Below are 20346 nucleotides of genomic sequence, written 5' to 3' on the forward strand. Positions count from 1 at the left end.
CTCGGCCTGGCGTCCCGAGCGGTACAGGGCGAGCATCAGCAGTTCGCGCAGCCGCTCGCGCAGCGGGTGGGCGGCGGTGAGCGCGGTCAGCTCGGAGACGGCCTCGGCGTGCGCGCCCAGCTCCAGGTCGAGGTCCAGGCGCGCCTCAGTGAGCTGCAGGCGCCACTCCTCCAGGCGGGCGCGCTGGTTCTCGGCGTACGGGCCGGGCACGGAGGCGAGCGGTTCGCCGTCCCACAGGGCCAGGGACCGGTTGAGCAGGTCGCGGGCCTGGGGGCGGTCGCCGGAGGCGCGGGCCTTCTCGGCGGCGGCGGCCAGTTCCTGGGCGCGGTGCAGGTCGAGGCTGTCGGGGTCGATGCGCAGCGCGTAGCCGCCGGACTCGCTGACCAGGACGCCGGGGTCGAGGACCTTGCGCAGCCGGGAGGCGTAGGTGCGTACGGCGGCGAGCGCCTGGGAGGGCGACTCCTCGCCCCACAGGGCGTCGATGAGTTCGGAGGCGGTGGCGGTGCGTCCTTCGCGCAGCAGCAGGGCGGCCATCAGGGCGCGCTGCTGCGGTGAACCGGAGGGCAGCGCCTCGTCGCCACGCCAGGCGCGCACGGGCCCGAGCACGCCGAAGGCGAGCGCGGCGCTCGTGCCGTGCTCGCTCTGTTGCGGAACCCGCTGCTCCGGAACGCGCGGGCCGTTCCCACGGTCCATAGCTCCCCCTGCCCGTACCGCTGGTGTCGCCTCGCACAGTCTGCCTTGTTCATGCCGTGTGCGTCAGCAGTGGGTGCCGCACTGCACAAGGTCTGGACACCTGGTTCACGGGATCCGGACCGGAACCGGCCGCCGGGGAGCTGACGGACCGTCAGATCAGCGCTACCGTGAAGTGCCATGGAGACTTTCCCGAAGATCATCTCCGTGGACGACCACACGGTGGAGCCCCCGAACGTCTGGCGGGACCGGCTCCCGTCCAGGTACCGCGACACCGGACCGCGGATCGTGCGCGCCCCCCTGAAGGAAATGACCTTCCTGGGCGGCAAGTTCGCGCCGGTCATGGGCGATCCGGGCACCGACGGGCCGATCGGCGACTGGTGGGTCTACGAGGACCTGCACCGCCCGCTCACCCGGCTCGACACCGCCGTCGGCTACGACCGCGACGAGATACGCCTGGAGGTCATCACCTACGAGCAGATGCGCCCCGGCTCCTTCTCGGTGCCCGAGCGGCTCGCCGACATGGACGTCAACCACGTCCAGTCGGCGCTGTGCTTCCCGACCTTCCCGCGCTTCTGCGGGCAGACCTTCACGGAGGCGAAGGACCGCGAGCTCGGCCTGCTCTCGGTGCGGGCGTACAACGACTGGATGGTCGAGGAGTGGTGCGGGCCCGAGGCGCACGGGCGGCTGATCCCGCTCACCCTGATCCCGCTGTGGGACCCGGAGCTGGCCGCCGCCGAGGTGCGCCGCAACGCCGCGCGCGGGGTGCGCGCGGTGGCGTTCTCCGAGATCCCGCCGCACCTGGGGCTGCCGTCGATCCACACCGACGCCTGGGACCCGTTCCTCGAGGCGTGCGCGGAGACCGGCACGGTGATCGCCATGCACATCGGCTCCTCCAGCAAGATGCCGTCCACCTCGGCGGACGCGCCGCCCGCGGTCGGCTCCACCATCACGTTCGCGAACTGCTGCTTCTCGATGGTGGACTGGTTGATGAGCGGGAAGTTCGAGCGCTTCCCCGGGCTGCGGATCATGTACGCGGAGGGCCAGATCGGCTGGATCCCGTACATCCTCGAACGCGCCGACGTGGTGTGGGAGGAGAACCGGGCCTGGGGCGGGGTCGCCGACAAGGTCACCCGCCCGCCGTCGGAGCTGTTCGCCGAGCACGTCTACGGCTGCTTCTTCGACGACGCCTTCGGACTGCGCAACCTCGACGCGATCGGCGCGGCCAACGTCCTGTACGAGACGGACTACCCGCACTCCGACTCCACCTGGCCCAGGTCCAAGGAGGTCGGCGAGGCGCAGATGGGGCACCTGGAGCCGGACGTGGTGGAGCGGCTCGTGCGGGGCAACGCGATCGACCTGCTCGGCCTGAGCCCGGAGGGGCTCTGGGTGCCGTAGGGCCGCCCGCCCCGCGCCCCGTACGCCCCCTCCCGTGAGGGCGACCGGCGCCGCACCCCTTGCCTGACGCTCCGTCAGATACCACGATGGGGCCGTCCGTAATTGACGGGTCGTCAGGTTAGGGGGTGGCCCTGTGGTCACGCGCACGCTCACGTACGGCATCCAGTTGCCCGTGCAGTCCCAGAGCACCATGTACGCCGAGCCGTGGGAGGCGGGCGCGGGCGCCGCCGAGCTCCTGGACGTCGCCCGCACCGCCGACCGGGCCGGCTTCGACTACGTGGCCTGCTGCGACCACGTCGCCATCCCGCGGCGGCTCGCCGGGCCGATGAGCACCATCTGGTACGACCCGGTGGCCACCCTCTCCTTCCTGGCCGCCGCCACCGAGCGGGTCCGCCTGCTCAGCCACGTCGCCGTGGTCGGCCTGCGCCACCCACTGGTCACCGCCAAGGGGTACGCGACCCTGGACCACCTCTCCGGCGGCCGGCTGGTCCTCGGGGTGGGGGCCGGGCACGTGCGGGAGGAGTTCGAGGCGGTCGGCGCCGACTTCGACGGGCGCGGCCCGCTCCTGGACGAGACCATCGACGCACTGCGGGCCCTGCTGGGCCCCGAGGAGTTCCCCGACTTCACGGGCGAGCGGTTCTCCTTCGGCGGCCTGGGCCAGCGGCCGCGGCCCGCCCAGGAGCGGGTGCCCGTCTGGGTGGGCGGCTCCTCGCCCGCCGCGGTGCGCCGCGCCGCCGTGCGCGGCGACGGCTGGCTGCCCCAGGGCGACCCGCGCACCGAACTCCCGGCGAAGATCGCCACCTTGAAGCGGCTGCGCGAGGAGGCCGGGGTCACCGAACCGATCACGGTCGGCGCCATCGTCGAGCCGCTGTACGTGGGCGAGGCCGCCTGGGAGGTGGGCCGGCGCACCCTGAGCGGCAAGCCGGACGCGCTCGCGGAGTCGCTGCGGGCGTACCGGGAGATGGGCGTGGACCAGATCCAGGTGCGCTTCCGCTCCCGGGGCGTGGACGAACTGACCGACCAGATGCGGGCGTTCGGCGCCGAGGTGGCCCCGCACCTGGGCTGACCGCGGCACCGGCGCGGCGAAGGGGCGCCCTCCTGGCGCCAGGACGTGACGGAGAAGGGGTACGGCCATGGGCAAGCTGGACGGGCGCGTCGTCGTGATCACGGGCGCGGCGCGCGGGCAGGGCGAGCAGGAGGCGCGGCTGTTCGTGGCCGAGGGCGCCCGGGTGCTGCTCGGCGACGTGCTGGACGACCAGGGCGAGGCCCTGGCCAAGGAGCTGGGGGAGAACGCGCGCTACGTGCGCCTGGACGTGACCCGCGAGGAGGACTGGACGGCGGCGGTGGCCGCGGCCCAGGAGGCCTTCGGGCGGATCGACGGCCTGGTCAACAACGCGGGCATCCTGCGCTTCAACGAGCTGGTGTCCACGTCGCTGGAGGAGTTCCGCCGGATCGTGGACGTCAACCAGACGGGCTGCTTCCTGGGCATCCGCACGGTGGCCCCGGAGATCGCGGCGGCGGGCGGCGGCACCATCGTCAACACCGCCTCCTACACGGCGCTCACCGGCATGGCGGGGGTCGGCGCCTACGCGGCGACCAAGCACGCGGTGCTGGGCCTGACCCGGGTGGCGGCCGTGGAGCTGGCGGCGCGGGGGATCCGGGTGAACGCGCTGTGCCCGGGGGCGATCGACACCCCGATGAGCAACCCGGACGGGGTGGACCCGGAGGCGGTGGCGGGCCTGTACCGCAAGGTGGTGCCGCTGGGGCGGGTCGGCAGGCCCGAGGAGGTGGCGGCGCTGGCGCTGTTCCTGACCTCGGACGACTCCTCGTACGTCACCGGGCAGCCGTTCGTGATCGACGGCGGCTGGCTGGCGGGCGTGGCCCTCTTCTGAGGGTCCGCGCACTCCCCTTGTTCTGACGGCTCGTCAGGTATTGACGCCCCACGCGGGCGGTGCGACAGTCGACCCCATCCAGATCTGACGGTTCGTCAGAAACCGTCACGGCACAGGGACGGTGAACCCCCTTGGAATTCGGGCTCTTTGTACAGGGTTACGTCGGCAAGCGAGCCGAGACCGACCCCGAGGCAGAGCACAAGGCGCTGATCGAGGAGACCGAGTACGTCATCCAGGCCGACCGGTCCAACTTCAAGTACGCCTGGGCCTCCGAGCACCACTTCCTGGAGGAGTACTCGCACCTGTCGGCCAACGACGTGTACCTGGGCTACCTGGCCCACGCCACGGACCGGATCCACCTGGGTTCCGGCATCTTCAACCCGCTCGCCCAGGTCAACCACCCGGTCAAGGTGGCCGAGAAGGTCGCCATGCTCGACCACCTCTCCGAGGGGCGCTTCGAGTTCGGCTCCGGGCGCGGCGCGGGCTCGCACGAGATCCTCGGCTTCTTCCCGGGCATCACCGACATGAACCACACCAAGGAGATCTGGGAAGAGACCATCGCCGAGTTCCCCAGGATGTGGCTCCAGGAGGAGTACCAGGGGTTCCAGGGCAAGCACTGGTCGCTGCCGCCGCGCAAGATCCTGCCCAAGCCGTACGGCAAGAGCCACCCGGCCATGTGGTACGCGGCCGGGTCGCCGTCCTCGTACGCCATGGCGGGCCAGAAGGGCCTGGGCGTGCTCGGCTTCAGCGTGCAGAAGGTCTCCGACATGGAGTGGGTCCTGGAGTCCTACAAGAACGCGATCAAGGAAGCCCGGCCGGTCGGCGACTTCGTCAACGACAACGTGATGGTCACCTCGACCGCCATCTGCGCCGAGACCCACGAGAAGGCCGTCGAGATCGCGGTCGGCGGCGGGCTCAACTACCTGCAGTCGCTGCTCTTCCGCTACCACGACACCTTCCCGCGCCCCGAGGGCATCCCGGAGTGGCCCGAGCTGCTGCCCGAGTACTCCGCCGAGATCATCGAACTCCTCATCGCCGAGGAGCTGATGATCTGCGGCGACCCCACCGAGGTGCTCCAGCAGTGCAAGCGCTGGGAGCAGGCCGGCGCCGACCAGCTCTCCTTCGGCCTGCCGATCGGGATCTCCTACGAGGACACGATGAACACGATCAAGCTGATCGGCGAGCACGTGATCCCGCAGATCGACACCGACCCGGTGCACCGCACCACCCGCTTCCGCGAAGCGGCCTGACCCTCCTCACGACCGAGGACGTGGGCGGCGTCTTCCCGGACCGCCGTCCCACCCATGCCCCGGCCGGGGGCCGACGCGGCTGCGGCCAGCCGCGGCGGCACCCGGCCGGGGCGCGTTCACGTCCACGCGCAGCGAAAGGGACGCCACATGCTCGACCACCTCATCCGCAACGCCACCCTCGTCGACGGCACGGGCGCGCCCGCCCGCACCGCCGACGTCGGGCTGCGCGACGGGCGGATCGCCGTCGTCGCCGAGCCGGGCACCGTCACCGAACAGGCCCGCACCGCCGAGGACGCCACCGGGCTCGTCCTGACCCCGGGCTTCGTCGACCCGCACACCCACTACGACGCCCAGCTCTTCTGGGACCCGTACGCCACCCCGTCCATGCAGCACGGCGTCACCACCGTCGCGGGCGGCAACTGCGGCTTCACCCTCGCCCCGCTCAACCCGGAGCGCCCCGAGGACGCCGACTACACCCGCCGCATGATGTCCAAGGTCGAGGGCATGTCGCTGGTCGCCCTGGAGGAGGGCGCGCCGTGGAACTGGAGCTCCTTCGGCGAGTACCTGGACGCCCTGGACGGCCGGACCGCCGTCAACGCGGGCTTCATGGTGGGCCACTGCGCCCTGCGCCGGTACGTGATGGGCCCCGACGCGGTCGGCGGGCAGCCCACCCCCGAGCAGCTGGACGCCATGCTCGCCCTGCTGCACGAGGCGATGGAGGCGGGCGCCTGGGGCCTGTCCACCACCCAGTCCGCCACCCACTCCGACGGCGACGGACAGCCGGTCGCCTCCCGGCACGCCGGCCCAGAGGAGCTGCTCGCGCTGTCCCGGGCGGTCGGCGAGCACGAGGGCACCCAGCTTGAGGCCATCGTCGCGGGCTGCCTGGACCAGTTCGGCGACGACGAGATCGACCTGTTCGTCGAGATGAGCGCCGCCGCCGGACGGCCGCTGAACTGGAACGTGCTCACCATCGACTCCGCCGTGCCCGAACGCGTACCGCGCCAGCTGGTGCCCAGCGAGCGCGCCCGCAAGGCCGGCGGCCGGGTCGTCGCCCTGACCATGCCGATCCTCACGCCCATGAACATGTCGCTGGGCACCTTCTGCGCCCTCAACCTCATCCCCGGCTGGGGCGAGGTCCTCGGGCTGCCCGTCCCGGAGCGGATCGCGAAGCTGCGCGACCCGGCGGTGCGGGCCGTGCTGCTGGAGCGGGCCACCTCCAAGGAGGCGGGCGTCTTCCGCCGCCTGGCGGACTTCGCCCGGTACGTCATCGGCGACACCTACTCGGCCGCGAACGAGGGCCTGACCGGCCGGGTGGTCAAGGACGTCGCCGCCGAGCGCGGCCAGGACCCCTTCCACTGCCTGGTGGAGATCTGCGCCAACGACGAGCTGCGCACGGTCCTGTGGCCGATGCCCACCGACAACGACCCGGACTCCTGGGCGATGCGCGCCGAGGCCTGGCGGCACGAGGACGTCCTGCTCGGCGGCTCCGACGCGGGCGCCCACCTGGACCGGATGTGCGGGGCGCCCTACACCACCCGCTTCCTGGGCGACTGCCTGCGCGGGCGGAAGCTGGCGACGCTGGAGGACGCGGTGAAGATGCTGAGCGACGACCCGGCGCGGCTGTTCGGCCTGGTCGACCGGGGCCGGATCGCCGAGGGCTACCACGCGGACCTGGTCCTCTTCGACCCCGGGCGGATCGACGCGGGCCCGGCCGTCCTGGTCCACGACCTGCCCGGCGACAGCCCGCGCCTGGACTCGCGCGCGGTGGGCGTGGTCTCGGTCCGGGTCAACGGCGTGGAGACGGTACGGGACGACGAGCTGACCGGGGCGGTGCCCGGGAAGGTGCTGCGCTCGGGCCGCGACACCAGGACGGTGGCGACGCGATGAGCGGCGGACCGAGGAGCGAGAAGCTGCTGATCGGCGGCGCCTGGACGGAGCCCGACGGCGGCCACTACGAGGTGGTCGACCCGGCGAGCGAGGAGGTCGTGGGCCTGGCCCCGGAGGCCAGCGGCGCCCAGGTGCTCCAGGCGGCGGCCGCCGCGAAGGAGGCCTTCGCCACGTGGTCGCGCACCACGCCCGAGGAGCGCGCCGCGGTCCTGGACCGGGCGGCGGACCTGATGGCCCGGGACTTCGAGGCGAACGCGGTGATCGCGCAGGCCGAGACCGGCGCCACCCCCGGCACCGCCCGCGGCATGCAGGTCGCCGTCGGGATCTCCCGCTTCCGGCGCTACGCCCGGGGCGCCCTTGAGCCGGTCGAGCAGGCGCTGCCGCCGCAGATCAACGAGGCGGGCCCGATGGGGAAGGCGGGAGTGTTCGGGGCGGTCGCGGTGCGCCGCCCGGTCGGGGTGGTCACCTGCATCACCTCGTACAACAACCCCTGGGCCAACCCGGCGGGCAAGGTCGCCCCGGCGCTCGCCATGGGCAACACGGTCGTGGTCAAGCCCGCGCCGCAGGACCCGCTGTCGGTCTTCGCGATGGCCCGGGCCCTTCAGGAGGCGGGCGCCCCGCCCGGCGTGGTGAACGTGGTCACCGGCTCCGCCCCGGCGGTCGGCGAGGCGGCGGTGGCCTCCCCGGACGTGGACATGGTCTCCTTCACCGGCTCCACGGCGGTCGGGCAGCGCATCGGCGAGGTGTGCGGGCGGGACCTGAAGCGGCAGCTGATGGAGCTGGGCGGCAAGGGCGCGGCGCTGGTCTTCGACGACGCCGACCTGGACGGGGCGGTGGCCGGGATCGGCACCACGTTCGCCTTCTACAGCGGGCAGATCTGCACCGCCCCGACCCGGGTGCTCGCCCAGCGCGGGATCTACGAGCGGCTGGTGGAGAAGCTGACCGGCTACCTGGCCTTCATGAAGGTGGGGGACCCGAGGCAGAAGGGCACGGTGGTCGGCCCGGTGATCTCGGCGGCGCACCGCGACCGGGTGGAGTCGTACGTGGAGCTGGGCCGCAAGGAGGGCGCCCGGGTGGTCGCGGGCGGCGAGCGGCCGGACTTCGACCGGGGCTTCTACGTGGCGCCGACGCTGCTCGCGGACTGCACCAACGACATGCGGGTGGCCCGCGAGGAGATCTTCGGCCCGGTGGTGGTCGTGGTGCCCTTCGACGACGAGGAGGAGGGGGTCGCGCTGGCGAACGACAGCGACTACGGCCTCCTGGACTACGTGTTCTCGGGCGACGTGGCGCGGGCGTTCCGGGTCGCGGCCCGGCTGCGGGCGGGCGGGGTCGGGATCAACACGATCGGCCGGAACATGGAGGCGCCGTTCGGCGGGTTCAAGAAGAGCGGGGTGGGCCGGGACGTCGGGTCGTACGCCCTGCACGCCTACGGAGAGTTGCAGGCGGTGGTCTGGCCGGGGTGATTCCGGGGACGTACGGGAAAATTTTGAAACGGGTCAAAACGGGCGGTGCTGCGGTTCCCGCATAGCGGACGGTGGGTCTAGAACCCACCGTTCGCGCACCCTCGTCCGCGTACTCCATTGGATTTACCTGCTACCAGCGGTAAACGACCTTCAAAGCAAAGGCATTGGATCTGGACTTAAGTCCTCCGGATGTGGAAACCGCAGCACTTAACGTCCTGTTCATGACTCAGCTGGATGCGCGGCCCCGGACCGGGGGCACGGTAACGGGACGTCCCGACGGCGACGCGCGCGGCGTGCGGACCAAGGGGCTCGGCGGCAACTCGGTCGGCCTGACCGGCAGCGCGGTCATCGGCATCTCGACCGTGGCCCCCGTCTACTGCCTGACCTCCACCCTCGGCTCCACCGCCGGGGAGGTCGGCGTGCAGATGCCCGCCGTCTTCCTGGCCGGGTTCCTGCCGATGCTGCTGGTCGCCTTCGCCTACCGGGAGCTCAACAAGGCGATGCCGGACTGCGGCACCTCCTTCACCTGGACCGTGAAGGCCTTCGGGCCGCGCGTCGGCTGGATGTGCGGCTGGGGCCTGGTGATCGCCACGATCATCGTGCTCTCCAACCTCGCGGGCGTCGCCACCTCCTACTTCTGGCTCCTCGCCGGCGAGATCAGCAACAACGCCTCGGTCGCCGCGCTCGACGACGACAAGGCCGTGCACATCGTCACCTGCCTCGTCCTGATCGCCGCCGCCACCGCGATCAGCTACCGGGGCATGACCGCCACCAAGGGCGTCCAGTACACGCTCGTCGCCCTCCAGCTGGTCGTCCTCGCGCTCTTCGTCGGCCTCGCCCTGGACAAGGCGGGCTCCTTCGCCACCTCGCTGGACTTCTCCTGGTCCTGGCTCAACCCCTTCGCCGTGCAGTCCTTCGCCGCCTTCACGGCCGGACTCTCGCTCTCGATCTTCATGTACTGGGGCTGGGACACCTGCCTGACCGCCAACGAGGAGACCGTCGGCAGCGACAAGACCCCCGGGCGCGCGGCCCTGATCGCGATGGTCGTGCTGGTCGGCTCCTACCTGGCCACCGGCGTCGCCGCGCAGATGGCCGTCGGCTCCGGCGGCCAGGGCCTCGGCCTGGCCAACCCCGCCACCTCGGACAACGTCTTCGCCGCGCTGGCCGGCCCGGTGATGGGCCCGGTGCTCGGCATCCTGCTCTTCGTCGCGGTCCTCGCCTCGGCGGCGGCCAGCCTGCAGACCACGTTCATCCCGGTCGCCCGCACGGTCCTGGCGATGTCCACCTACGAGGCGCTGCCCGCCTCCTACGCCCGCGTCCACCCGCGCTTCAAGACCCCGGGCCGCGCCACGGTCGTCGCCGGGGTCGCCACCGGCGTCTTCTACACGGTGATGACGCTGGTCAGCGAGCACGTCCTGGTCGACACGATCTACGCGCTCGGCCTCATGATCTGCTTCTACTACGCGCTGACCGCGTTCGCCTGCGCCTGGTACTTCCGCCGCGAGCTCACCCGCAGCGCCCGCGACCTGGTCTTCAAGGGCGTCTTCCCGGTACTGGGCGGACTGCTCCTGTCGGCGGTCTTCGCCAAGACGCTGTACGACATGTGGAACCCGGAGTACGGCTCGGGCTCGTCGGTGCTCGGCGTCGGCTCGGTCTTCGTCATCGGCGTGGGCCTGCTGCTGCTCGGCGCGGTCCTGATGGAGCTCATGCGCCGCAGGAGCCCGGCGTTCTTCCGCGGCGAGGTCCTGACGAAGGAGACCCCGTCCCTGGTGGTCGAGGACTAGACGGGGGCCCGCTCCGGGCCCCCGTACCCTGGAACGCATGTCCGCAGGCCCCCACTCCGTCGACCGCGCCCTGGAGATCCTCGACGTCGTCGCGGACTCCGCAGGACCCGTCGGGGCCAAGGCGCTCGCCCGGCACCTGGACTGCTCCCTGTCCACCGTCTACCACCTGCTGGCCCCCCTCGTGGCGCGCGGCCACCTGGTGCGCACCGGGCAGGGGTACGTCACCGGGGCCCGGGCCGTCGCCCTGCACCGCGCCCACCGGCGCCACCTCGGGGTGGCCGGCGGCACCGGGGCCGTACTGGCGCGGCTGAGCGAGCACGCGGGGGCCGAGGCGTACTTCACCGCCTACCGCGACGGCCTGATCACCGTCCTGGACAGCACCGCCCCCGACGACGGCGCCCAGCCCTTCGCCCCCGGCCCCGAGCTGCGCGCGCACGCCACCGCGCACGGCAAGGCGCTGCTCGCCCGGGTCGGCCGGGCCGAGCGGCGGCGCTACCTGGACGCCCACGGGATGGCCCGCTTCACCGAGCGCACGATCACCGCGTCCGACCGCTTCGAGGCGGAGGTGCAGCGGGTGCGGGCCCGCGGCTACGCGGTGTCGGTGGGCGAGGCTGACCCCGGCCACACCTGCCTCGCGGTGGCCCTCACTGCCCCCTGCGACGGCCCCGTGCACGCCCTGTCGGTATCGGTGCCGACGGCCGACTTCCGGCGCCGCCACGGGACGCTCAGGGCCGCGCTCGCCGGGGCGGCACGGATCTTTCCGACCCTGCCGGAATCGGGCTGACCCGGATCACGGGCGCCGCCCGCGGACGCGGCACCATCACCCCATGATCTTCATCGCCGTACGCTTCACCGTCCGCCCCGAGTACGCCGACCAGTGGCTCACCGTGGTCGACGACTTCACCCGCGCCACCCGCGCCGAGGAGGGCAACCTCTTCTACGACTGGTCCCGCAGCGTGGACGACCCCACCCGCTACACGCTGGTCGAGGGCTTCCGCGACGCCGATGCGGGCGCGGCGCACGTCGCCTCCGCCCACTTCGCGGCGGGCATGGAGGCCATGGCGACGGCCATCGCCGAGGTCCCCGAGATCATCAACGTCGAGGTCCCGCACGAGGGCTGGAACACGATGGCGGAACTGTCACCGCGGAAGGCCTGAGCCCGCGGGGGGCGGACGGCGGGCGTCAGTCGCGGGGGAACTCGCCCGTGGCCAGGGTGAGGCCGACCGGCGTCCCGGTCAGGTCGACGTCGGCGCCGAACGCCACGGTCAGCTCGCTGAGGTACTCGCCGTCCTTGGGCTGGGTGTGGACGTGGCACCGGCCCTGGTACGGGTCCACGACCAGGTACACCGGCACCTCGGCGGCCGCGTAGGCCCGCAGCTTGGGTCCGTAGTCGTTGGCGGCGGTGCTGCGCGAGACGACCTCCGCCGCCAGCAGCACGTCCTCGGCCCGCCACCGCCCCCGGGCGTCCTTCGCGGCGTCCTCCGCGAGCAGCGTCAGGTCGGTCGCGAAGCCGTTGAGCCCACCGGGGTAGTCGATGCGCACGTCGGACTTGAGCCGCTTGAGGGGGTACCGGGTGCGCAGCTGCTCGTAGAGGTGGGCGGTGATCTCCCAGTGCGTGTCCCGCTGCGGCGACATGTAGATGGCCCCCTCGACGATCTCGACCTTGTACCCAGGGGGGACCGCGCCGCCTTCGAGGCCCTCGAACATCTCGTCCAGGGTGCGCCCGGTCTCGTTCGCGTCGGCCATGTCGTTCCTGTCTTCGTCGAGAACAGTCACCGCGCCGCTCCTCCCCGCTGCCGCCCGATCGCACGCAGCCGCGCGGTACAACGATACGAACGGCGACGAGGGCACGCACGGGGGTCGAGGGGTACGGGCACGCCGTGCGGTGTGCCCGTATCCGTACGTCCCGTCGACGGGCCTCAGCTCACCGAGCTGAACCCCGACCAGCCCGAGCCGATCTTGACGCCCGAGCCGATGCCGCCCGTGCCGTTGCCCGCGTAGCGGTAGAGGTCGCCCGTCTTGGTGCGGCCCAGGACGTCGTCCCTGCCGTCGCCCGTCAGGTCGCCGATGCCGACGAAGTCCGCCATGCCGTTCCAGCCCGAGCCGATCTTCACGCCCGAGGAGACCGTGCCCTTGCCCGTGCCGTAGTAGCGGTACAGGTCGCCGTTGGCGGTGCGGGCCACCAGGTCGGCGTGCTTGTCCCCGTTGAGGTCGCCCGCGCCGACGATCGTCAGGCCCTTCCAGCTGGTGCCGATCCTCGCGCCCTTGCCGAAGGCGCCCGCCCTGGTGCCGGGCCACAGGTACAGGTCGCCCGTCAGCGACTGGCGCGCCACCAGGTCCGGGACGCCGTCGTTCGTGAAGTCGCCCGAGTACGTCAGCCCGTCGAAGGTCCCCCAGCCCGTGCCGATCTTCGCCTTGGCGGACGTCGGCGTCGCCACCTTGCCGCGCTCCGGCGTGACGCGGTACAGGTCGCCGCCGTACGTCACGGCCAGCGTGTCGTTGGCCCCGTCGCCCGCCAGGTCGCCGAACGGGACCACCGCCGCGTACAGCGACCAGTCCCCGCCCTCGGCCTTCGCCGACACCGTCCCCGCGGCGGTGCCCTGGTAGACGGTCAGCGCCCCGGCGGCGGTACGGGCATACAGGTCCGGGTAGCCGTCGTCACCCACGTAGTCCCGGCGCTTGGACGGGACCGAGGGCGGCTTCGGCGCGCCCGTGGCGGCCGTCCAGATCTGGAGGCCGGCGAGCCCCTGGGGCCACTGCAGCGTGACGCCCTGCTCCCACACGGCCACCGCGCGGCCGTCGGCCCCGGGCAGCGTGTACCCGCCGCGCGCGCGCACGTCGGCGGGCACCTGCCCGACGGTGACCGAGTCCTCCCAGGCCCCGTTCTTGCGGGTGGCGGACCTGAGCCAGTTGGTGGCGTCCACGTACAGCACGTTCAGCGAGCCGTCCGGCGCCACCCCCGGCTTCCACAGCGGCCCGTCGATCCCTCCGCCCGGCAGGGTGGTCGTCGCCGACCAGGTGCCCGCGGCGGACCGGGTCGCGCTCTGCACCCCGCCGCCGGGCGCGCCCCACAGCGAGGTGACCGTGCCGTCCGGGCTCAGCACCGCCTCCGCGTACGCCACGCCCGGCCCGCTCGCCCCGGGGAACGTCGCGGCCGCGTCGAAGCGCGGGTTCGACCCCGGGCGTACGGCGTAGCGCCGCTGGTAGTAGCCGGAAGACCCCTCCGACCAGGTCAGCAGGGCGGCGCCGGAGCGCTGGAGGGCCAGGTCGTGGACCGGGTAGGTGCTGGTGGCCAGCGTCACCGGCTCCTCCCAGCGGGTCTCCCCGAGCACCCGGTGCAGCATCTGGAGCTTGCCGCCGCCGGTGGGGGTGTCCTCCTGCCAGATGACGGAGGTCCCCTCGGACGCGACGTCCGCGATCAGCGTCTTCGGGGCCACGTCCGAGATCCGCACCGGGTCGGTCCACGGGTACCCGGGCGCGAACTCCGCGACGTACAGCCCCTTCTGGACGGTCGTCGAGGAGCCGCCCTGCGACGACCACACGGCGAACAGCCGCCCCCCGCTGCCACTGGCCAGGGCCAGCGCGTCGGGACTGGCGATCTTCGAGATCCTGGTCGCCGCCGACCAGGCGGTGCCGCCCGCCGGGAGCGTGGAGACGCTGTAGAGGATGCCCGGGTTGAAGGGGGCGATGTGCTTGAAGGCGACGGAGACGGACCCGTCACCGCCCGCCACCAGGTCGACGTCCTCGATCTTCGACAGGGCCCGGTGGACGGCGACCGGGGAGCTCCAGGCGGTGGCGTCCACGGCACGGGTGGCGGCCCACAGCGTCTGCTGCTCGCCGGCCTCGTCGGTGCTCCACACGAGGACGGAGGTGCCGTCCTTGGTGGTCAGCCGGCCGCGGATGCTGCTGTTCCGCTCGTCGGAGGTGAGCGCCTCGGGCGCCCCCCAGGCGCGCGGGGCGGCTTGCGGAGCGGGAGACGTCTGGGCCGCCTGCGCCGCCGTGGTGAGGCCGATGCCGACGCCCCCCAGCGCCAGCGTGGGCACGAGTGCCAGGCCGATGAAATCGCGTACGCGCATGTGGACCCCCCAGGTCAAGCGTGAGCAAACGCCACGAAGGTAACAGGGGTACCAACTGTCCCGTCAAACACTTCAGTTGCGGGGAGTGGACTCCAAAGCCCGCACCCCGGGCCTCGGTTCCGCGCGGGCCCTACCCCCGCCCCAGGAACACCGGATTCGTGAACCCCGCCATCGCCCCCGGCAGCGGCGGCGCCACCGCCGGGTGGCGCACCTCCGCCCGTACGTACGTCGCGTTGCGCGGCGTCGTCCGCCAGCTCACCGTCCCCGCGCCCGAGGCCGGCAGCGGCTCGGAGTGCAGGGTGCCCTGGTCGGTGACCAGGTGCGCGGTGCAGCCGGGCGCCCCCGACACCTCGAGGGCCACCGTCACCGGGTCCCCCTCCCGCGCGCCCAGGCGTTCACCGATCCCGGCCCGCCCGCCGCGCCCGTCGGCGGCGGTCAGCGCGAGCGTCACGGCCGCCGACTCCGCCACGTACGACCGGCCCGCCCGCAGCCCCTCCAGGACCGCCTCGCGCGTCAGGTCGTCGGCGAGCACCACCGTCTGGGGCAGGCCCACCCGGTCCGGGTCGCGGTGCGCGTCGCTGTTGCCCATCGCCGGGACCCAGCGCCCCCGGGCGAGGGCCGCGTCCCAGTTCTGCAGGGACACCTCGTCGTCCGCCGTCCACGGCCCGTTCCACACCTCCACCGCGTCCGCCTCGCCGAAGCCGAACTTCCAGGCGCAGCCGACGCAGGTGGCGTGCGGGTGCGCCGGCACGACCAGGCCGCCCGCGCGCCGGACCTCCCGGGCGAAGCGCCCGAAGCGGTTCTCGTGCGCCCGGTAGCGCCAGTCCACGAAGGTCCCCGCGTCGGTGCCCAGCGCCAGCACGTGCCCGTTGCGCGTGGTCAGCTCCTCGCCCAGCAGCACCAGCAGGTCCTCGCCCGCGTGCCCGGCCCACGCGCGGTGCGCGGAATGGGTGTTGTGCTCCGAGGAGTTGACGAAGTCCAGCCCCGCCGCCCGGGCCAGCGCGGCGACCTCGGCGGGGGTGCGCCGCCCGTCCGAGTACACGGTGTGCAGGTGGCAGTCGCCCCGGTACCAGGCCCGCCCGCGCCCGCGCGCCCGCTCCGGCGGGTACACCGGGCGCGGGGTGCGGCCCGGCTCGCCCGACCGCAGCGTCACGGTCACCTCGTACGCGAGCCCCTGCGGCGCCACCGTGTAGGGGCCGAGCGCGACGTGCCAGGTCCCGGCGCGCACCGGCCCCGGCAGGTAGCCGGGCGTCGCGTCGTCGGCCCGTACGAAGAACTCGGTGCGCGCGCCCCCCGACCACCCCCGGAACCCCTCGCCGCCCAGTGCGGTGCCGCGCTCGTCGAAGAGGCCGATGTCCAGCGCGTTGCCGACGCTGCCCGCCGGGACCGCGGGCCGGTCGTAGGTGTACGCCACGTGCAGCTCGCGCACCCCGCGCGGCACCTCCACGGGCAGGTACACGTAGTCCGGGGCGCCCGGGGCGAGCGTGCCCCGGACCACCTGGCTCCGCTCGCTCCCGGGGGCGGCCTCGGCGAAGCCCACGCCCTTCAGCGTCAGGGCGCCCGCGGCGCCCGTCACGATGAGTCCACGCCTGCCGATGCTCATGCCCGACACTCTCCTCCCGGGGGGTGAACTCCCGTACAAGAAGGGGTGGTTGTCAGTCGTCGTGCCGGTTGCGACGGCGCAGCACCACCACGACGACCACCAGCGCGATGAGCACCAGCAGCACGCCGATCACCACGGCCGCGACGGTCCCGCCGGAGAGGCCCTTCTTCTTTTTCTTCTTCTTCGGCTTGGACTTGGACACGGAGTCGGACTTCGACTTCGCCTTGGAGGCCGAGTCGGACTTGGAGACCGGCTTCGGCCGCAGCGCCAGGTCCCCGAGGCCCGCCCGGGCCTCGGCGGCGGCACCGGCGGCGGTGGTGGTGACAGCGGTGGTGACGGTGGCCGGCGGCTGCGCCGCGGACGAGGCGTGCGCCCCGCCCAGGGCCAGCGCGCAGGCCAGCAGCAAGGTGGTGGTGATCCGCACGGTTCCCGACTTCCCCCACGTCGTGTGGAGCCCCCATGGCTCTCGGAAATCCGCACCGTACGGCATACCTTGGCCCCCGACCAGACCGATGACGGAGGGGCTCCGGATGCGCATCGCCACCACGATCTTCCTCACCGACGAGACGATCACGCCCGTACGCGTGGCCCGGGAACTGGAGGAGCGCGGCTTCGCCGGCCTCTACCTGCCCGAACACACCCACATCCCGGTCGAGCGGACCACCCCGTACCCGATGGGCGGCGAGCTGCCGCGCGAGTACAGCCGCACCCTGGACCAGTTCGTCGCCCTCGGCCAGGCCGCCGCCGTCACCGAGCGCCTCGGCCTGGGCACCGGCGTGACCCTGGTCGCCCAGCACGACCCGATCGCCCTGGCCAAGCAGGTCGCCACCCTGGACCACCTCAGCGGCGGCCGGGTCACCCTGGGCGTCGGCTTCGGCTGGAACCGCGAGGAGGCCGCCGACCACGGCGTGGAGTGGTCGCGGCGGAGGGACCTGGTGCTGGACCGGATGGGGCTGATGAAGGCCCTCTGGAGCCCCGAACCAGCCGCGTACAAGGGGGAGTTGGCCTCGGTGCGGGCCTCCCTGGCCTTCCCCAAGCCGGTCGGCCCCCGGGTCATGGTGGGCGGCGCGGCGGGCCCGAAGCTCTTCGCGCACATCGCGGCGTACGCGGACGGCTGGATGCCCATCGGGGGCGGCGGGCTCACCGAGTCCGTCCCGAGGCTCACCGAGGCCTGGCGCTCCGCGGGCCGCGCCCCGGAGGACCTGGAGATCGTCCCGTACGCGGTCCAGCCCACCCCGGGGAAGCTGGAGCACTACGAGGCCCTGGGCATCGAGGAGGTCGTCCTGCAACTCCCCTCGGCGGGGGAGAAGGAGGTGCTGGGGGTGCTCGACGGGTACGCCCGCTACCTCTGACCTCCCGCGGGCCGGGGAGCGGGGGAGGGGCGGCGGCGCAGGTGAGGGCGTTCGACCACCGATCGTATGCTCGTGGGATGACGACGAGTGCGCAGACCGGACCCACCGCCAACTCGATGCGCCGCGCCCTCAAGCGGGCGCGCGACGGCGTCGCGCTGGACGTGAGCGAAGCGGCCGTCCTCCTCCAGGCGCGCGGCACCGACCTCGACGACCTGACCGCCTCCGCCTCCCGCGTCCGCGACGCGGGCCTGGAGGCGGCGGGCCGGCCGGGCGTCATCACGTACTCCAAGAGCGTCTTCATCCCCCTCACCAGGCTCTGCCGCGACAAGTGCCACTACTGCACCTTCGCCACCGTGCCCGGCAAGCTCCGCCGCGCCGGCCACGGCATGTTCATGTCCCCCGACGAGGTCCTCGACATCGCCCGCAAGGGCGCCGAACTGGGCTGCAAGGAAGCACTGATCACGCTCGGCGACAAGCCCGAGGACCGCTGGCCCGAGGCCCGCGAGTGGCTGGACGCCCACGGCTACGACGACACCATCGCGTACGTACGGGCCATGTCGATCCGGATCCTGGAGGAGACGGGCCTGCTCCCGCACCTCAACCCCGGCGTCATGTCCTGGACCGACTTCCAGCGCCTCAAGCCCGTCGCGCCCAGCATGGGCATGATGCTGGAGACCACCGCCACCCGCCTGTGGTCCGAGCCCGGCGGCCCCCACCACGGCTCCCCGGACAAGGAACCGGCCGTGCGCCTGCGGGTCCTGGAGGACGCCGGACGCTCCTCCGTCCCCTTCACCAGCGGCCTGCTCATCGGGATCGGCGAGACCCACGAGGAGCGCGCCGAGTCGCTGTTCGCGCTGCGCCGGATCGCCCGCTCCCACCACGGCATCCAGGAACTGATCATCCAGAACTTCCGCGCCAAGCCGGACACGGCGATGCGCGGCATGCCCGACGCCGAACTGGACGACCTGGTCGCCACCGTCGCCGTGGCCCGCCACATCATGGGCCCCTCCGGCAACCTCCAGGCCCCGCCCAACCTGGTGGACGGCGAGTACGCGCGCCTGATCGCGGCGGGCGTCGACGACTGGGGCGGCGTCTCCCCGGTCACCATCGACCACGTCAACCCGGAGAAGCCCTGGCCGGCCATCGAGCAGCTCGCCGAGCGCTCCGCCGAAGCGGGCTTCCGCCTCGCCGAACGCCTCTGCGTCTACCCGGAGTTCGTCACCCGGGGCGAGCCCTGGCTCGACCCCCGCCTGCTGCCGCACGTGCGCGCCCTCGCCGACCCCGCCACCGGCCTCGCCGTCCCCGGCGCGCCCGTGGTCGGCCGCCCCTGGCAGGAGCCCGACGAGGGCTTCTCCTCCTCCGGCCGCGTCGACCTGCACACCACCATCGACACCACGGGCCGCACCGGCGACCGCCGCACCGACTTCGACGAGGTGTACGGGGACTGGGAGGCGCTGCGCGAGCAGGCGGCGCCGGGCATGGTCCCGCAGCGCATCGACACCGACGTCCGCTCCGCCCTCGCCACGGCGGCCGACGACCCCACCCGCCTCACCGACGACGAGGCGCTGGCCCTGCTGCACGCGGACGGACCGGCGCTGGACGCGCTGACCCGGATCGCGGACGACCTGCGCAAGTCGGTGGTCGGCGACGACGTGACGTACATCGTCACGCGCAACATCAACTTCACCAACGTCTGCTACACCGGCTGCCGCTTCTGCGCCTTCGCCCAGCGCCGCACCGACGCCGACGCCTACACCCTCTCCCTCTCCCAGGTCGCCGACCGCGCCGAACAGGCCTGGGAGGTGGGCGCGGTGGAGGTCTGCATGCAGGGCGGCATCCACCCGGACCTGCCGGGCACGGCGTACTTCGACATCGCCCGGGCGGTCAAGGAACGCGTCCCCGGCATGCACGTCCACGCCTTCTCCCCGATGGAGGTCGTCAACGGCGCCAGCCGCACCGGCCTGTCCATCGGGGAGTGGCTGACGGCGGCGAAGGAGGCCGGCCTGGACTCGATCCCGGGGACGGCGGCGGAGATCCTCGACGACGAGGTGCGCTGGATCCTGACCAAGGGCAAGCTCCCGGCCTCCACCTGGATCGAGGTCGTCAAGACCGCCCACTCGCTGGGCATCCGCTCCTCCTCCACGATGATGTACGGCCACGTCGACCAGCCCCGCCACTGGCTGGGCCACCTGCGCACGCTGGCGGGGATCCAGCAGGAGACGGGCGGTTTCACGGAGTTCGTGACCCTGCCGTTCATCCACACCAACGCGCCGGTCTACCTGGCGGGCATCGCCCGCCCGGGCCCCACGGACCGCGACAACCGCGCGGTCACCGCGATGGCCCGCCTCCTGCTGCACCCGCACATCCCCAACATCCAGACCAGCTGGGTGAAGCTGGGCGCGGAGGGCGCGGCGGAGATGCTGCGCTCGGGCGCGAACGACCTGGGCGGCACGCTGATGGAGGAGACCATCTCTCGCATGGCGGGCTCCGGCTACGGCTCGTACCGCTCGGTGAAGGACCTGGAGGCCATCGCGGAGGCCGCGGACCGCCCGTCCCGCCCGAGGACGACGCTGTACGGCGAGGTCCCGCAGGAGAGGGTGCAATCCGCCCTCCACTCAGACGGCCACCTACCGGACCTGCTCCCGGTGGTGGAGTAGCGCTGCCCGGGCCGCCACCGTGCCGCGCACCCTGAGCCGGGGCTGCCCGCTCTCCTCGACGTACACCTCCGCGTCCGTCCAGTGCAGGCCCCCGGGCGCGCCCAGCGCCTTCGCCACGGCCTCCTTCGCCGCGAACCTGGCCGCCAGCGACGCCACGCCCCGCCGCTCCCCGCCGGGCAGCAGCAGCTCCCGCTCCAGGAACAGCCGGGCGGCCAGCGCCGGAGTGCGCCTGAGGGACTCCCCGAAGCGCTCGATCTCCGCGACGTCGATACCCACCCCGATGATCACGTGCCC

17 protein-coding genes are annotated in these 20346 nt (G+C 72.9%); 11 read left to right on the forward strand and 6 right to left on the reverse strand.

Going from position 1 to position 20346, the window contains the following annotated elements:
* Positions 1–693, reverse strand: a 693-nt coding sequence (locus ABT160_RS32025) for an AfsR/SARP family transcriptional regulator (protein ID WP_351651441.1), incomplete at its 3' end; no start/stop codon positions are given.
* A 177-nt stretch (positions 694–870) separates the two neighbouring features.
* Between ABT160_RS32025 and ABT160_RS32030 the strand changes: the two genes are divergently transcribed.
* The 9 genes from ABT160_RS32030 to ABT160_RS32070 all read left to right on the forward strand — a co-directional run bounded on the left by ABT160_RS32030 (position 871) and on the right by ABT160_RS32070 (position 11521).
* A complete protein-coding gene (locus ABT160_RS32030; RefSeq protein WP_351651442.1) occupies positions 871–2088 on the forward strand; it encodes an amidohydrolase family protein in 1218 nt (405 codons plus the stop codon).
* 133 nt (positions 2089–2221) lie between these two features.
* Positions 2222–3154, forward strand: a complete 933-nt coding sequence (locus ABT160_RS32035; protein WP_351651443.1) for an LLM class F420-dependent oxidoreductase — start codon at positions 2222–2224, stop codon at positions 3152–3154.
* A 67-nt stretch (positions 3155–3221) separates the two neighbouring features.
* A complete protein-coding gene (locus ABT160_RS32040) occupies positions 3222–3980 on the forward strand; it encodes an SDR family NAD(P)-dependent oxidoreductase (protein ID WP_351651444.1) in 759 nt (252 codons plus the stop codon).
* 131 nt (positions 3981–4111) lie between these two features.
* A complete protein-coding gene (locus ABT160_RS32045; RefSeq protein WP_351651445.1) occupies positions 4112–5230 on the forward strand; it encodes an LLM class flavin-dependent oxidoreductase in 1119 nt (372 codons plus the stop codon).
* Between the two features lie 147 nt (positions 5231–5377).
* Positions 5378–7117 carry an N-acyl-D-amino-acid deacylase family protein gene (locus tag ABT160_RS32050; protein WP_351651446.1) on the forward strand — a complete coding sequence of 580 codons (1740 nt, stop codon included), beginning with the start codon at positions 5378–5380 and terminating at the stop codon, positions 7115–7117.
* Positions 7114–8580: an aldehyde dehydrogenase family protein gene (locus tag ABT160_RS32055; RefSeq protein WP_351651447.1), complete on the forward strand. Its 1467-nt coding sequence runs from the start codon at positions 7114–7116 to the stop codon at positions 8578–8580. The genes ABT160_RS32050 and ABT160_RS32055 overlap by 4 nt, the downstream gene beginning before the upstream one ends.
* A 221-nt stretch (positions 8581–8801) precedes the next feature.
* The gene (locus ABT160_RS32060) at positions 8802–10364 is read left to right on the forward strand and encodes an APC family permease (RefSeq protein WP_351651448.1); all 1563 of its coding nucleotides are present in this window, start codon (positions 8802–8804) and stop codon (positions 10362–10364) included.
* A 37-nt stretch (positions 10365–10401) separates the two neighbouring features.
* Positions 10402–11148: an IclR family transcriptional regulator gene (locus tag ABT160_RS32065; protein ID WP_351651449.1), complete on the forward strand. Its 747-nt coding sequence runs from the start codon at positions 10402–10404 to the stop codon at positions 11146–11148.
* A 43-nt stretch (positions 11149–11191) separates the two neighbouring features.
* Positions 11192–11521 (forward strand): putative quinol monooxygenase, encoded by a 330-nt coding sequence (locus ABT160_RS32070; protein ID WP_351651450.1) that lies wholly within the window; start codon positions 11192–11194, stop codon positions 11519–11521.
* 25 nt (positions 11522–11546) lie between these two features.
* On the opposite strand, the gene ABT160_RS32075 is transcribed toward ABT160_RS32070, so the two are convergent.
* From ABT160_RS32075 to ABT160_RS32090, 4 genes are all read right to left on the reverse strand, one after another.
* Positions 11547–12140, reverse strand: coding sequence for a Uma2 family endonuclease (locus ABT160_RS32075; protein WP_351651451.1), 594 nt, complete (start codon positions 12138–12140; stop codon positions 11547–11549).
* Positions 12141–12283: 143 nt separating this feature from the next.
* Positions 12284–14440, reverse strand: coding sequence for an FG-GAP repeat domain-containing protein (locus ABT160_RS32080; RefSeq protein WP_351651452.1), 2157 nt, complete (start codon positions 14438–14440; stop codon positions 12284–12286).
* Between the two features lie 130 nt (positions 14441–14570).
* Positions 14571–16043 carry a CehA/McbA family metallohydrolase gene (locus tag ABT160_RS32085; RefSeq protein ID WP_351651453.1) on the reverse strand — a complete coding sequence of 491 codons (1473 nt, stop codon included), beginning with the start codon at positions 16041–16043 and terminating at the stop codon, positions 14571–14573.
* Positions 16044–16095: 52 nt separating this feature from the next.
* Positions 16096–16467: a hypothetical protein gene (locus ABT160_RS32090; RefSeq protein WP_351651454.1), complete on the reverse strand. Its 372-nt coding sequence runs from the start codon at positions 16465–16467 to the stop codon at positions 16096–16098.
* A gap of 106 nt (positions 16468–16573) precedes the next feature.
* Between ABT160_RS32090 and ABT160_RS32095 the strand changes: the two genes are divergently transcribed.
* Together ABT160_RS32095 and ABT160_RS32100 are read left to right on the forward strand one after the other, a co-directional pair.
* The gene (locus ABT160_RS32095; protein ID WP_351651455.1) at positions 16574–17395 is read left to right on the forward strand and encodes an LLM class F420-dependent oxidoreductase; all 822 of its coding nucleotides are present in this window, start codon (positions 16574–16576) and stop codon (positions 17393–17395) included.
* A gap of 77 nt (positions 17396–17472) precedes the next feature.
* Positions 17473–20052 carry a bifunctional FO biosynthesis protein CofGH gene (locus ABT160_RS32100; protein WP_351651456.1) on the forward strand — a complete coding sequence of 860 codons (2580 nt, stop codon included), beginning with the start codon at positions 17473–17475 and terminating at the stop codon, positions 20050–20052.
* Here the strand turns inward: ABT160_RS32100 and ABT160_RS32105 are convergent.
* The gene (locus tag ABT160_RS32105) at positions 20023–20340 is read right to left on the reverse strand and encodes a holo-ACP synthase (protein ID WP_351651457.1); all 318 of its coding nucleotides are present in this window, start codon (positions 20338–20340) and stop codon (positions 20023–20025) included. The genes ABT160_RS32100 and ABT160_RS32105 overlap by 30 nt on opposite strands.
* Positions 20341–20346: the final 6 nt, after the last annotated feature.

The organism is Streptomyces sp. NPDC001941 (assembly GCF_040296945.1).
GTDB lineage: Bacteria > Actinomycetota > Actinomycetes > Streptomycetales > Streptomycetaceae > Streptomyces.

Bases quoted from the DNA above. Each gene is read 5' to 3' on its own strand.
- ABT160_RS32030 (WP_351651442.1), top strand. From the start codon at position 871: ATGGAGACTTTCCCGAAGATCATCTCCGTGGACGACCACACGGTGGAG.
- ABT160_RS32040 (WP_351651444.1), top strand. From the start codon at position 3,222: ATGGGCAAGCTGGACGGGCGCGTCGTCGTGATCACGGGCGCGGCGCGC.
- ABT160_RS32050 (WP_351651446.1), top strand. From the start codon at position 5,378: ATGCTCGACCACCTCATCCGCAACGCCACCCTCGTCGACGGCACGGGC.
- ABT160_RS32055 (WP_351651447.1), top strand. From the start codon at position 7,114: ATGAGCGGCGGACCGAGGAGCGAGAAGCTGCTGATCGGCGGCGCCTGG.
- ABT160_RS32060 (WP_351651448.1), top strand. From the start codon at position 8,802: ATGACTCAGCTGGATGCGCGGCCCCGGACCGGGGGCACGGTAACGGGA.
- ABT160_RS32065 (WP_351651449.1), top strand. From the start codon at position 10,402: ATGTCCGCAGGCCCCCACTCCGTCGACCGCGCCCTGGAGATCCTCGAC.
- ABT160_RS32070 (WP_351651450.1), top strand. From the start codon at position 11,192: ATGATCTTCATCGCCGTACGCTTCACCGTCCGCCCCGAGTACGCCGAC.
- ABT160_RS32080 (WP_351651452.1), bottom strand. From the start codon at position 14,440: ATGCGCGTACGCGATTTCATCGGCCTGGCACTCGTGCCCACGCTGGCG.
- ABT160_RS32085 (WP_351651453.1), bottom strand. From the start codon at position 16,043: ATGAGCATCGGCAGGCGTGGACTCATCGTGACGGGCGCCGCGGGCGCC.
- ABT160_RS32095 (WP_351651455.1), top strand. From the start codon at position 16,574: ATGCGCATCGCCACCACGATCTTCCTCACCGACGAGACGATCACGCCC.
- ABT160_RS32100 (WP_351651456.1), top strand. From the start codon at position 17,473: ATGACGACGAGTGCGCAGACCGGACCCACCGCCAACTCGATGCGCCGC.